Genomic DNA, 13,261 nt, shown 5'->3' with positions numbered 1-13,261 from the left:
GATGCCCAGCTCTCGCTGGCTCAACGTTGTGACTGTGGCGCGTACGCTGACCGGATGCTCACCGCCGCGATCATCGTCGTCGTCCTGATCGTTGCTGTCGTCTTCGGCATCCCGTTCGTCGCGGGCCGGGCAGAGCACAGCTCGGCCACCGGTGCGTCTGGCACCTCAGGTGCGTTCGGGATCATGGAGGAGATCTTCCATCCCGCCGCCCACGACGCGAACATCGTCAAGATGGAGATCCAGCGCAAGAAGGACGTCGCCGAGAGCGGTGACGGCGACGTGCCTGAGGCTTAAGAGGCGCCCTTCACCAGCCGCGCTCGCGCCACTCACTGAGGTGCGGGCGCTCAACGCCCAGGGTCGTGTCGTGGCCGTGACCCGGGTAGACCCAGGTGTCGTCCGGGAAGCGGCTGAAGATCTTGGTCTCCACCTCGTCGATCAGCGTGGCGAAGTCCTCCGATGACCAGGTCTTGCCGACGCCACCGGGGAACAGCGAGTCACCGCTCAATCTCGAAGCCGAAGTGATTCGACCCACTTGTTTGGGCGGCCTTCTCGGTGATCGCGAAGCCTGTCTTCCACGTGCTCGGGATCCCAGACGGCCGCCCGTTCGAGGCCGTCGCACTCGGTTCGCGTGGCATCGTCCTCACCCCACGCCCCCTTCGCCGGACCCGACCAATAGATGCTGAGTTTGCCACTGATCGGGTCCTGCTTGAACGCCCGATAGATCTCACTCGCCTCATCCACGGAGAGGGGCACCACGTCGAGAAGGTCCCATTGCCCGGTGCGCTTGAATGCGTAGTCCATCACTGGAACCCGAAAGGCAAAGTCGTTCGCAACGAGACGCAAGAGATCTGGATACTCGCTGTCAGGTGCGAAGTAATCGTAGAACCCGACAAGCACCCCATTGAGCTGGCGGCCAAAACCGGCCGATCCGTCACCTAAGGGAATTCGCACGACTCGTCCCGGCTCTCGATTCCGCCGAGACGTCGTCGGTTCTCGCACCTCGCCTACCATCCGCGCTCGCGCCACTCGCTGAGGTGCGGGCGCTCGACGCCCAGGGTCGTGTCGTGGCCGTGACCCGGGTAGACCCAGGTGTCATCCGGGAACCGACCGAAGATCTTCGTCTCGACGTCGTCGATCAGCGTCGCGAAGTCCTCCGGTGACCAGGTCTTGCCGACCCCGCCGGGGAACAGCGAGTCGCCGGTGAACAGGTGCACGACGCCGTCGGGATCGTCGTACGCCAGCACTATCGAGCCGGGCGTATGACCGACGATCTCGATGACCTCGAGCTCGCACGATCCGACGCGCACGCGGGCTCCCGTACGTACGCGGGTCGTGACGGGCACGGGCAGCTCGTCGGCGTCGTCCTCACCGGCGACGGTCTCGGCACCGGTGCGCTCGACGATCGTCGCGAGGGCTTGCCAGTGGTCGCCGTGGCGGTGTGTCGTGACGACTCGGGCCAGCCCGTCGCTGCCGATCAGGCCGAGGAGCGTCTCGTACTCGTTGGCGGCATCGATCAGGACCTGCTCGCCGGTGAGGACGCAGCGCAGCAGGTAGGCGTTGTTGTTCATCTCGCCGACCGCGACCTTGGTGATCATCAGGTCACCCGCGACCTGTACGTCGGCCGGACCGCCGACCTCGACCTCTCCCGTGTACGTCATGGGTTCAGCGTGCCAGATCCGCCGGTAGCGGTGACCTGGCGTCCACCGGAGCACTGCTGCTGGACGCCAGGTCACCGCCCGGACGGCAACGCTGTGAGCGAACGTACGGTCGCTCGGCAGGTTTCTGTCGGACCCGCTCCATACAATGGAGTGGGCCAAGATTCTGCCCGCAACCACCAATCATTTCAGGGGAGCCAGTGACCGACCGCCTCGTCATCCGCGGCGCACGAGAGCACAATCTCAAGGACGTCTCGCTCGACCTCCCACGAGACTCGCTGATCGTGTTCACGGGACTCTCGGGGTCCGGCAAGTCGTCCTTGGCCTTCGACACGATCTTCGCCGAGGGCCAGCGTCGCTACGTCGAGTCGCTGTCGGCGTACGCCCGCCAGTTCCTCGGCCAGATGGACAAGCCCGACGTCGACTTCATCGAGGGTCTGTCGCCGGCGGTCTCGATCGACCAGAAGTCCACGAGCCGCAACCCGCGGTCGACCGTCGGCACGATCACCGAGGTCTACGACTACCTCCGTCTGCTCTACGCCCGCGCCGGCCGGCCGCACTGCCCGGTCTGCGGCGAGGCGATCGCGCGCCAGACCCCGCAGCAGATCGTCGACCGCATCATGGCCGGCGACGAGGGCACGCGGTTCCAGGTGCTCGCGCCGATCATCCGCGGCCGCAAGGGCGAGTACGGCGAGCTGTTCCGCCAGCTGCAGTCGCAGGGCTTCAGCCGGACGATCGTCGACGGCGAGACCCACATGCTCGCCGACGAGCCGCCCAAGCTCGAGAAGCAGAAGAAGCACACGATCGACGTCGTCGTCGACCGCCTGCAGGTCAAGGGCAACCAGAAGCAGCGCCTCACCGAGTCGGTCGAGACGGCACTCGGGCTGGCCGACGGCCTGGTCATCATCGACTACGTCGACCTGCCCGAGGACGACGAGCACCGCACGCGCCGGTTCTCCGAGAAGCTCGCGTGCCCCAACGACCACCCCCTCGAGGTTGACGAGCTCGAGCCGCGCTCGTTCTCGTTCAACGCCCCGTTCGGCGCCTGCCCCGAGTGCCACGGCCTCGGCACCCGCATGGAGGTCGACCCCGAGCTGGTCGTTCCCGACGACGCCAAGTCGCTCAACGAGGGCGCGGTCGCGCCGTGGTCGTCGGCCCATGTCGCCGACTACTTCTCCCGGTTGATCGGCGCGCTCGCCGACGAGCTGGGCTTCAGCGCCGACACTCCCTGGGGCGACCTCCCTGAGGACGTACGCGAGGCGATCCTGCGCGGCCACCCGACCAAGGTGCACGTCAAGTACAAGAACCGCTACGGCCGCGTCCGGTCCTACTACACCGAGTTCGAGGGCGCGATCACCTATCTCGAGCGCCGGCACGACGAGACCGACTCCGAGACCAACCGCGAACGCCTCGAGGGCTTCATGCGCGAGGTACCGTGCCGGGTCTGCAACGGCACCCGCCTCAAGCCGGTCATCCTGGCCGTGACGCTCGAGTCGGAGAAGTTCGGTGCCAAGAACATCGCCGAGGTCTGCGCCCTGTCGATCAGCGAGGCGTCCGACTACCTCCAGACGCTCGAGATGAGCGACCGCGAGCGCCAGATCGGCGAACGCGTGCTCAAGGAGATCAACGAGCGGCTGCGGTTCCTGCTCGACGTCGGCCTCGACTACCTCGCGCTCGACCGGGCCGCCGGCTCGCTGTCGGGCGGCGAGGCCCAGCGCATCCGGCTCGCGACCCAGATCGGCGCGGGACTCGTCGGCGTGCTCTACGTCCTCGACGAGCCGTCGATCGGCCTGCACCAGCGCGACAACCACCGCCTGATCGAGACGCTGCTGCGCCTGCGCGACCTCGGCAACACGTTGATTGTCGTCGAGCACGACGAGGACACGATCCGGGCCGCCGACTGGGCCGTCGACATCGGCCCCGGTGCCGGCGAGCACGGGGGACAGGTCATCGTCTCGGGTCCGGTCGACGAGCTCTACGCCAGCAAGGACTCGCTCACCGGCCAATACCTCTCGGGCCGCAAGTCGATCCCGCTGCCCGACAAGCGCCGCAAGCGGGTCAAGGGCCGCGAGCTCACGGTGCACGGCGCCAAGGAGCACAACCTCCGCGACATCGACGTGACGTTCCCGCTCGGCATGTTCGTGGCTGTCACGGGCGTCTCCGGCTCGGGCAAGTCGACGTTGGTCAACGACATCCTCTACACGCAGCTCGCCCGTACGGTCTACGGCGCCCGCACGATCCCGGGCCGCCACCGCAGCATCACCGGGCTCGACGAGGTCGACAAGGTCATCCACGTTGACCAGTCGCCGATCGGCCGCACCCCGCGGTCCAACCCGGCGACCTACACCGGCGTGTTCGACCACGTCCGCAAGCTGTTCGCGCAGACGCCCGAGGCCAAGATGCGCGGCTACCAGCAGGGTCGATTCTCGTTCAACGTCAAGGGCGGCCGCTGCGAGGCGTGCTCCGGCGACGGGACGATCAAGATCGAGATGAACTTCCTGCCCGACGTCTACGTCGCGTGCGAGGTCTGCCACGGCGCCCGCTACAACCGCGAGACGCTCGAGGTCCACTACAAGGGCAAGACGATCGCCGAGGTCCTCGAGATGCCGATCGAGGAGGCCGTCGAGTTCTTCGAGGCGATCCCTGCGATCGCGCGCCACCTGCGCACCCTCGTCGACGTCGGCCTGGGCTACGTACGCCTCGGGCAGTCCGCCCCGACGCTGTCCGGCGGCGAGGCGCAGCGCGTCAAGCTCTCGGCCGAGCTCCAGAAGCGGTCCACCGGACGCACGGTCTACGTGCTCGACGAGCCGACGACCGGCCTGCACTTCGAGGACATCCGCAAGCTGCTGGGCGTGCTCCAGCGCATCGTCGACACCGGCAACTCGGTCATCGTCATCGAGCACAACCTCGACGTCATCAAGACCGCCGACTGGGTCATCGACATGGGCCCCGAGGGCGGCAGCGGCGGCGGGTTGCTGATCGCCGAGGGCACCCCGGAGGACATCGCCAACAGCCCTGACAGCCACACCGGCACGTTCCTCAAGCCGCTCCTCGTCACCTCGTAGGCTGGGTCGGTGGCAGATCCCGCAAGCTATCGACCCGCACCCGGTGAGATCCCGGTCGAGCCGGGCGTCTACCGGTTCCGTGACGCCGAGCGCCGGGTCATCTACGTCGGCAAGGCCAAGTCGCTGCGGCCGCGCCTGAGCTCGTACTTCCAGGACATCACCAACCTGCACCAGCGCACGCAGCAGATGGTCCTGACCGCGAGCTCCGTCGAGTGGACCGTGGTCAGCACCGAGGTCGAGGCGCTGGCCCTGGAGTACTCCTGGATCAAGGAGTTCGACCCGCGTTTCAACGTCAAGTACCGCGACGACAAGTCATACCCGTGGCTCGCGGTCACGGTCAGCGAAGAGTTCCCGCGCGTCACCGTCATGCGCGGTGCCCAGCGCAAGGGCGTGCGCTACTTCGGTCCCTACGGCCACGCGTGGGCGATCCGCGACACCGTCGACACGCTGCTGCGGGTGTTCCCGATGCGGTCGTGCTCGGCCGGGGTGTTCCGCCGGTCCAAGGCGATCGGCCGGCCGTGCCTGCTGGGCGACATCGGCAAGTGCGCCGCGCCGTGCGTGGGCCGCGTCGACGCCGACGAGCACCGCGCGATCGTCAACGACTTCCTGGCGTTCATGGGTGGGCAGACCGCGGGCTTCACCAAACGCATCGAGCAGCGCATGCGCGAGGCGTCCGACAACGAGGAGTACGAGCTCGCCGCCAAGCTTCGCGACGACCTGGGCGCGCTCCACCGGGTGCTCGAGAAGCAGACCGTGGTGTTCGGCGACGGCACCGATGCGGATGTGTTGGGGTTTGTCGACGATCCGCTCGAGGTCGCGGTGCAGATCTTCTCCGTGCGCGGCGGCCGCATCCGTGGTCAGCGCGGCTGGGTCGCCGACAAGGCCGACGAGGCGCCGTTCCCCGAGCTCGTGCAGGCCGCCCTCATGACGCTCTACGAGGACGCCGCGCCGTCGGCGATCCCGCGCGAGGTGCTCGTGCCGACCCTGCCGGCTGATGCCAACGCGGTCGCCGAGCTGCTCAGCGAACGCCGCGAGGGCCCCGTCCACATCAGGGTCCCCAAGCGCGGCGACAAGCGCGCCCTCATGGCGACCGTCGAGCAGAACGCCAAGCAGTCACTCGTACGCCACAAGCTCAAGCGTTCCGGTGACCTCACCGCCCGCAGCAAGGCGCTCGAGGAGCTCCAGGAGGCGCTCGACCTCGAGACCGCGCCGCTGCGCATCGAGTGCTACGACATCTCCAACCTCGGCGCGACCGAGACCGTGGCGTCGATGGTCGTGTTCGAGGACGGGCTGCCCCGCAAGTCCGAATACCGCCGCTTCACGATCCGCAACGAGGGCCAGAGTGATGTCGCGGCGATGCACGAGGTCATCACCCGTCGCTTCACCCAGCTGCTGCGGGCACGTGAGGGCAACGACGAGGACGGTCCCGGCATCGACCCCGAGACCGGCAAGCCTCGCAAGTTCGCCTACACACCGGCCCTCGTGGTCGTCGACGGTGGCCCGCCGCAGGTCGCCGCGGCGCATGCGGCGATGCAGGAGCTCGGCATCAAGGACGTCGCGCTTGTGGGCCTGGCCAAGCGGCTCGAGGAGGTCTGGCTCCCCGACGACGAGGACCCCGTGATCCTGCCCCGCACGAGCGAGGGCCTCTACCTGCTGCAGCGCCTGCGTGACGAGGCACACCGCTTCGCGATCACCCACCACCGCGGCCGGCGCAGCAAGTCGATGATCGAGAGCGTCCTCGATCCGGTCGCCGGTCTCGGCCCGACCCGGCGCAAGGCGCTGCTCAAGACGTTCGGCTCGGTCAAGAAGCTGCGCGCCGCGACAGCAGAAGAGATCGCAACCGTGCCCGGCATCGGCGCGGCTACGGCACAATCCATCGTGGAGGCGCTCGCGACCGGCGAGCACGCACCGGCCATCAACACCGCAACCGGCGAAATCCTGGAGGACAGTTGACGACCTTGACGCAGTTCGTGCTCATCACCGGCATGACCGGGGCGGGGCGCGGCTCGGCCGCCAAGGTGTTGGAGAAGCTCGGCTACTACGTCATCGACAACCTGCCGCCCGATCTGCTGGCCCAGGCCGTGACGACGATCCAGGAGTCGAAGGACATCGACCGCCTCGCCGTGGTCGTCGACGCCCGCTCACGCCAGTTCTTCGGCGGCCTGGTCGAGGCGCTCGAGGCGCTGCGCGACGACGGCATCCACACCAAGATCCTCTACCTCGAGGCGGCCGACGAGGTCCTCGTACGCCGTCAGGAGGCCGCGCGACGCCCGCACCCACTGAGCCTCGAGGGCCGCCTGATGGACGGCCTGGAGCGCGAACGCGAGCTGCTGAGGCGCATCCGGGGCCGGGCCGACATCGTGGTCGACACGTCCAACCTCAACGTCCACCAGCTCGGTCAACGCGTCCGCGCGGCGTTCGAGGACCCCGACTCCGGCGGACTACGTGCCTCCGTGATGTCGTTCGGCTTCAAGTACGGCCTGCCGATCGACGCCGACATGGTCGCCGACCTGCGCTTCCTGCCCAACCCGTTCTGGGTCGACGAGCTGCGCCCGTTGAGTGGTCTCGACGAGCCGGTGCGTGACTACGTCCTGCGCCAGCCCCGCTCGACGGAGTTCCTCGAGCAGTACGAAGGCCTCGTCGCGCTGCTCACCGACGGCTACCTCCGCGAGGACAAGCACTTCCTGACGATCGCGATCGGCTGCACCGGGGGCCGCCACCGCAGCGTCGCGATGTCTGAAGCGTTCGCCGAACGACTGCGGGCCCACGGCGTCCGTACGCTCGTGGTCCACCGCGACCTGGGGCGCGAGTGAGCACGACGCGTCCTGCGCACGTTGCGGGCCGTGCCGAGGGCGACCTCAAGGTCGTCTCGCTCGGGGGAGGGCACGGCCTCGCCGCGAGCCTCTCCGCGCTTCGCCGCCTGACGACCGACCTCACGGGCGTCGTCACGGTGGCCGACAACGGCGGGTCGTCGGGCCGCATCCGTGCCGAGCTCGGCGGGTTGCCGCCGGGCGACCTGCGCATGGCCCTCGCCGCCCTGTGCGGCGACGACGACTGGGGCCGCACGTGGGCGGCCGTGCTGCAGCACCGCTTCTCCGGCGACGGCCCACTCAAGGACCACGCCGTCGGCAACCTGCTGATCGCCGCGATCTGGGACCAGGTCGGCGACCACGTCGCCGGCCTGGACCTCGTCGGCGAGCTGCTGGGTGCTCAGGGCCGGGTCCTGCCGATGGCGGCGGTCCCGCTCGACATCGAGGCCGACGTGCACCTGCGCTCGGCTCCCGACCGCTTGACGCTCGTACGCGGGCAGGTCGAGGTGTCGTCCACCGACGGCCAGGTCGTCAGCGTCCGGCTCGACCCCAGTGACCCACCGGCGTGTCCCGAGGCGGTCGCCGCGGTCGAGGCCGCCGACTGGGTCGTCGTCGGGCCGGGCTCGTGGTTCACCAGCGTCATGCCGACGCTGCTCGTGCCCGGCCTCCGCGACGCCCTGACCAAGACCAAGGGCAAGCGCATCCTGGTGCTCAACCTCCACGAGCAGGAGGGCGAGACCGAAGGACTCACGCCGACGGATCATCTCGAGGTTCTGGCCGCACACGCGCCCGAGTTGGGGTTGGATGCTGTCATCGCCGACACCAGCCTCGTTGACACGCGTGGCACGCTGGAGTCGACGGCCCGGTCGCTCGGTGCGCGCTTGTACGTCGCGGACGTGGCGGCCAGCCCGGGATCGGATCAGCACGACCCAGGACGCCTCGCAGCCGCGTTCGGCAGGGTCATGAGGACGGCATAGAGTGACACTCTTCTCCACGACAGTGACATCGACAGACAGGGGTTCGGCCGCATGGCAATGACGGCTCAGGTGAAGGCGGAGCTCGCCAACACCACGATCACGAAGTCGTGCTGCCGCAAGGCCGAGGTCTCGTCGATCCTGCGTTTCGCGGGCGGCCTGCACATCGTCTCCGGACGCATCGTCGTCGAGGCCGAGCTCGACACCGGCGCCGCGGCTCGCCGCCTCCGCAAGGACATCGCGGAGATCTACGGTCACGACAGCGAGGTGCTGGTGATGCAGAACGCCGGCATCCGCAAGGACACCCACTACGTCGTACGCGTCTCCAAGGACGGCGAGGCCCTGGCCCGCCAGACCGGCCTCATCGACGGCAGTGGCCGGCCGATCCGCGGACTGCCTCCGCAGGTCGTGTCCGGCTCGTCGTGCGACGCCGTCGCCGCGTGGCGTGGCACGTTCCTCGCCCACGGCTCGCTGACCGAGCCCGGCCGCTCGTCGGCGCTCGAGGTCAGCTGCCCCGGGCCCGAGGCAGCCCTCGCCCTCGTCGGCGCCGCTCGTCGGCTCGGCATCAGTGCCAAGGCCCGTGAGGTCCGTGGCGTTGACCGTGTCGTCATCCGCGACGGCGAGGCCATCGGTGCGCTGCTGACGCGCCTGGGTGCGCATGAGTCCCTGCTCGCGTGGGAAGAGCGCCGCATGCGTCGTGAGGTACGAGCGACGGCCAACCGGCTCGCCAACTTCGACGACGCCAACCTCCGCCGCTCCGCACGCGCCGCCGTGGCCGCCGGTGCGCGGGCCCAGCGGGCTCTGGAGATCCTCGGCGAGGAGGTCCCCGACCACCTCAAGATGGCTGGCACGCTGCGTGTCGAGCACCGCCAGGCCAGCCTCGAGGAGCTCGGCCAGCTCCACGACCCGGCGCTGACCAAGGACGCGATCGCCGGCCGCATCCGCAGGCTGCTCGCGATGGCCGACAAGCGGGCCGAAGAGCTCGGCGTGCCGGACACCGAGTCCACGCTCGGCGATGAGCGACTCGCCGAAGGCTGACCGTCTCATCGGGCTGAGGTGACTCGCCGGTAGTGAAGGCAACTCGGTAGGGTTACGCATGTCACCCACACCGACCCGCAGGAGACACGTTCCCCGTGACCGTACGCGTAGGCATCAATGGATTTGGCCGTATCGGCCGTAACTTCTTCCGCGCGGCTCGTGCCGCCGGTGCAGACATCGAGATCGTCGCCGTCAACGACCTGACGGACAACAAGACGCTCGCCCACCTCCTCAAGTACGACTCGATCCTCGGCCGTCTCGACGCCGACGTCACCTACGACGAGGGCTACATCTACGTCGGTGATCAGAAGATCGCCGCGTTCGAGGAGCGCGACCCGGCCAAGCTCGACTGGGCCAGCGTCGGCGCCGACATCGTCATCGAGTCGACCGGATTCTTCACCGATGCGACCAAGGCCAAGGCCCACATCGACGGCGGCGCCAAGAAGGTCATCATCTCGGCCCCGGCCAAGAACGAAGACGTCACGATCGTCATGGGCGTCAACCACGAGCTCTACGACCCGGCCGCGCACAGCGTGATCTCCAACGCGTCGTGCACGACCAACTGCCTCGCGCCGATGGCCAAGGCGCTCAACGACGCGCTCGGCATCGAGCGTGGCCTCATGACGACGATCCACGCCTACACGCAGGACCAGAACCTGCAGGACGCGCCGCACAGCGACCTGCGCCGGGCCCGCGCCGCCAACCTGAGCATCATCCCGACGTCGACCGGCGCCGCCAAGGCCGTCAGCCTCGTGCTGCCGGAGCTCAAGGGCAAGCTCGACGGATACGCGCTCCGCGTGCCGGTGCCCACGGGCTCGGCGACCGACCTGACGTTCACCGCCTCGCGCGAGACCACGGTCGAAGAGGTCAACCAGATCGTCAAGGATGCTGCCGAGGGCGCCATGAAGGGCTTCCTGGTCTACACCGAGGACGAGATCGTCTCGGCCGACATCGTCACCGATCCCGCGTCGTGCATCTTCGACTCGGGCCTGACCAAGGTCATCGGTGACCAGGTCAAGGTCGTCGGTTGGTACGACAACGAGTGGGGCTACTCCAACCGCCTCGCCGACCTGGTCGTCCACGTCGGATCGTCGCTCTGACCTGTGAAGACGGTTTCGGACCTGGGAGACCTGCGCGGCAAGCGCGTTCTCGTCCGCAGTGACCTCAACGTGCCGCTCGACGGCACCAAGATCACCGACGACGGTCGCGTCCGCGCGAGCGTGCCGACGATCAAGCGTCTTGCCGACGCAGGGGCCCGCGTCCTCGTGACGGCCCACCTGGGTCGTCCCGATGGCGTCGCCAACCCGAAGTTCTCCCTGGCGCCGGTCGCCGAGCGGCTCTCGGAGCTGCTCGGCGCACCGGTCCTGTTCGCCAACGACACGGTCGGTCCCGAGGCCCACCGCATCGCATCGGCGCTCCAGGACGGCCAGGTCGCGGTGCTGCAGAACGTACGGTTCAACGCCGAGGAGACGAGCAAGGACGAGGACGAGCGCCGGGAGTTCGCCGGCAAGCTCGCCGACCTCGCCGACGTGTTCGTGTCCGACGGCTTCGGCGTCGTGCACCGCAAGCAGGCGAGCGTCTACGACATCGCCCGCGAGCTGCCGGCCGCCGTCGGTGGACTGGTCGAGGCCGAGGTCGACGTGCTCAAGCGCCTGACCGAGAGCCCCGAGCGGCCCTACACCGTCGTGCTCGGCGGATCCAAGGTCTCCGACAAGCTCGGTGTCATCGACAACCTGCTCGACAAGGCCGACAACCTGCTGATCGGCGGGGGCATGGTCTTCACGTTCCTCAAGGCGCAGGGTCACGAGGTCGGCAAGTCGCTCCTCGAGGAGGACCAGCTCGACATCGCGCGCGGCTACATCGAGCAGGCAGCCAAGCAGGGCGTACGCCTGGTGCTGCCGACTGACATCGTCGTCGCACCGGAGTTCAGGGCCGACTCGCCCGCCACGACGGTCGCGGCCGATGCCATGCCGAGCGATCAGCTCGGGCTCGACATCGGTCCGGACTCGGCGGCAGCGTTCGCCGAGATCATCCGTGGCTCCAAGACCGTGTTCTGGAACGGGCCGATGGGCGTGTTCGAGATGGCGGCGTTCGCAGCCGGCACCAAGGCCGTCGCCCAGGCGCTCACTGAGGTCGACGGCCTGTCGGTCGTCGGCGGCGGTGACTCGGCCGCGGCCGTACGCCAGCTGGGCTTCGCCGACAGCGACTTCGGACACATCTCCACCGGGGGAGGCGCGAGCCTCGAATACCTCGAGGGCAAGACGCTGCCCGGCCTCGACATCCTCGAAAGGGACGATGCATGACCGACCGCAAGCCGCTCATGGCCGGCAACTGGAAGTCCAACCTCAACCACCAGGAAGCCGTGGTCCTCGTCCAGAAGCTCGCCTGGACCCTGCAGGACAAGAAGCACGACTTCGACAAGGCCGAGGTCGTCGTGATCCCGCCGTTCACCGACATCCGCAGCGTGCAGACGCTGGTTGACGGTGACCACCTGGCGATCGGCTACGGCGCACAGGACGTCTCCGAGCACGACGGCGGCGCCTACACCGGCGAGATCGCCGCGTCGATGCTGGCCAAGCTTGGCTGCTCCTACGTCGTCGTCGGTCACTCGGAGCGGCGCGAGTACCACGCCGAGAGCGACCAGGTCGTCAACATCAAGGCGCTCAAGTCGCTCGCGGCGGGCATGAGCCCGATCGTCTGCGTCGGCGAAGGGCTCGAGATCCGTCAGGCCGGCGACCACGTGTCCTACACGCTGGCGCAGATCGACGGCTCACTGGCCGGCTTCACCGCCGAGCAGATGGCCTCGGTCGTCATCGCGTACGAGCCCGTGTGGGCGATTGGCACCGGTGAGGTCGCGACGCCGGAGGACGCCCAGGAAGTCTGCGCAGCGATTCGTTCGCGTGTTGAAGAGACCTGGTCGCCCGAAGTCGCAGCATCATTGCGTATCCTTTACGGCGGATCAGTGAAAGCGGCGAACATCGCCGCCATCATGGCGAAGTCGGACGTCGACGGAGCCTTGGTCGGCGGAGCAAGCCTCCAAGCGGAGGAGTTTGCCGGGATCGCTCGGTTCTATGCCATGCCGGATCTGTCCGGCGCCTGACAACGAAGGCCCCAACTCGTGATTTTGACGTTCTCCGTAATCCTGGCGATCAGCAGCGTGCTGATGATCGTCCTGGTTCTCATGCACAAGGGACGCGGGGGCGGTCTCTCCGACATGTTCGGTGGCGGCGTCTCCAGCTCGCTCGGCGGCTCTTCGGTCGCCGAACGCAACCTCGACCGGATCACGGTCGGTATCGCAGTCGTCTGGGTCGTGTGCATCTTCGCGCTCGGCCTGCTACTGAAGGTGAGCAACTAGTGGCAGCAGGTGCTATCCGGGGCAGCCGCATCGGCTCGGGCCCCATGGGTGAGGCAGAGCGTGGCGAGGCCGCACCGCGGCAGTTCGTGACGTTCTTCTGCATCAACAACCACACGACGGAGCTGCAGTTCGCGATCGAGGCCGAAGTGCCCGAGTCGTGGGACTGCCCGCGCTGTGGCATGCCGTCCAGTGTCGACGCCGACAACCGGCCGACCGCCAAGAAGATCGAGCCCTACAAGACGCACCTCGCCTACGTGAAGGAGCGTCGCTCCGAGACCGAGGCCGACGAGATCCTCAAGGAAGCCATCGAGCTCCTGCGCACCAAGCGCAAGACCGGCGAAGTCATCTTCTGAAAGTCTTCGCT

At 68.1% G+C, this 13,261-nt stretch carries 13 protein-coding genes and 1 pseudogene; 11 read left to right on the top strand and 3 right to left on the bottom strand.

Annotated features, from left to right (window positions below):
- Positions 1-54 precede the first annotated feature (54 nt).
- On the top strand, positions 55-294 hold the full coding sequence (locus ESP70_RS01920) for a hypothetical protein (protein WP_149687683.1): 240 nt from the start codon (positions 55-57) through the stop codon (positions 292-294).
- A 10-nt stretch (positions 295-304) separates the two neighbouring features.
- Here the strand turns inward: ESP70_RS01920 and ESP70_RS01915 are convergent.
- The 3 genes and pseudogenes from ESP70_RS01915 to ESP70_RS01905 form a co-directional block, all read right to left on the bottom strand.
- A pseudogene (locus tag ESP70_RS01915) lies at positions 305-502 on the bottom strand (MBL fold metallo-hydrolase); the annotation flags it as partial.
- Entirely contained in the window at positions 502-951 is a 450-nt protein-coding gene (locus tag ESP70_RS01910) for an Imm26 family immunity protein (protein WP_188110437.1), read from the bottom strand. The pseudogene ESP70_RS01915 and the gene ESP70_RS01910, both read right to left, overlap by 1 nt.
- Before the next feature lie 53 nt (positions 952-1,004).
- Positions 1,005-1,658, bottom strand: a complete 654-nt coding sequence (locus tag ESP70_RS01905; RefSeq protein ID WP_149687681.1) for an MBL fold metallo-hydrolase — start codon at positions 1,656-1,658, stop codon at positions 1,005-1,007.
- 197 nt (positions 1,659-1,855) lie between these two features.
- Between ESP70_RS01905 and uvrA the strand changes: the two genes are divergently transcribed.
- From uvrA to ESP70_RS01855, 10 genes are all read left to right on the top strand, one after another.
- Positions 1,856-4,720, top strand: coding sequence for an excinuclease ABC subunit UvrA (uvrA, locus tag ESP70_RS01900; protein WP_149687680.1), 2,865 nt, complete (start codon positions 1,856-1,858; stop codon positions 4,718-4,720).
- A 9-nt stretch (positions 4,721-4,729) separates the two neighbouring features.
- Positions 4,730-6,673 carry an excinuclease ABC subunit UvrC gene (uvrC, locus tag ESP70_RS01895; protein ID WP_149687679.1) on the top strand — a complete coding sequence of 648 codons (1,944 nt, stop codon included), beginning with the start codon at positions 4,730-4,732 and terminating at the stop codon, positions 6,671-6,673.
- The gene (rapZ, locus tag ESP70_RS01890) at positions 6,670-7,533 is read left to right on the top strand and encodes an RNase adapter RapZ (RefSeq protein WP_056213615.1); all 864 of its coding nucleotides are present in this window, start codon (positions 6,670-6,672) and stop codon (positions 7,531-7,533) included. The genes uvrC and rapZ overlap by 4 nt, the downstream gene beginning before the upstream one ends.
- Positions 7,530-8,507: a gluconeogenesis factor YvcK family protein gene (locus tag ESP70_RS01885; RefSeq protein ID WP_149687678.1), complete on the top strand. Its 978-nt coding sequence runs from the start codon at positions 7,530-7,532 to the stop codon at positions 8,505-8,507. Before rapZ ends, ESP70_RS01885 begins: the two co-directional genes overlap by 4 nt.
- 51 nt (positions 8,508-8,558) lie before the next feature.
- A complete protein-coding gene (gene whiA, locus ESP70_RS01880; protein WP_149687677.1) occupies positions 8,559-9,542 on the top strand; it encodes a DNA-binding protein WhiA in 984 nt (327 codons plus the stop codon).
- Positions 9,543-9,637: 95 nt separating this feature from the next.
- Positions 9,638-10,642, top strand: a complete 1,005-nt coding sequence (gene gap, locus ESP70_RS01875) for a type I glyceraldehyde-3-phosphate dehydrogenase (RefSeq protein WP_149687676.1) — start codon at positions 9,638-9,640, stop codon at positions 10,640-10,642.
- A gap of 3 nt (positions 10,643-10,645) precedes the next feature.
- The gene (locus tag ESP70_RS01870) at positions 10,646-11,845 is read left to right on the top strand and encodes a phosphoglycerate kinase (protein ID WP_149687675.1); all 1,200 of its coding nucleotides are present in this window, start codon (positions 10,646-10,648) and stop codon (positions 11,843-11,845) included.
- The gene (gene tpiA / locus ESP70_RS01865; protein WP_149687674.1) at positions 11,842-12,642 is read left to right on the top strand and encodes a triose-phosphate isomerase; all 801 of its coding nucleotides are present in this window, start codon (positions 11,842-11,844) and stop codon (positions 12,640-12,642) included. The genes ESP70_RS01870 and tpiA overlap by 4 nt, the downstream gene beginning before the upstream one ends.
- A gap of 18 nt (positions 12,643-12,660) precedes the next feature.
- On the top strand, positions 12,661-12,897 hold the full coding sequence (gene secG / locus ESP70_RS01860; protein WP_082582024.1) for a preprotein translocase subunit SecG: 237 nt from the start codon (positions 12,661-12,663) through the stop codon (positions 12,895-12,897).
- On the top strand, positions 12,897-13,250 hold the full coding sequence (locus ESP70_RS01855; protein ID WP_082530724.1) for an RNA polymerase-binding protein RbpA: 354 nt from the start codon (positions 12,897-12,899) through the stop codon (positions 13,248-13,250). The genes secG and ESP70_RS01855 overlap by 1 nt, the downstream gene beginning before the upstream one ends.
- The last annotated feature ends 11 nt before the right edge of the window (positions 13,251-13,261 follow it).

It is taken from the genome of Aeromicrobium ginsengisoli, from assembly GCF_004134905.2.
In the GTDB taxonomy this organism is placed as follows: domain Bacteria; phylum Actinomycetota; class Actinomycetes; order Propionibacteriales; family Nocardioidaceae; genus Aeromicrobium; species Aeromicrobium ginsengisoli.
This window is presented reverse-complemented; position numbering and strand designations above follow the sequence as displayed.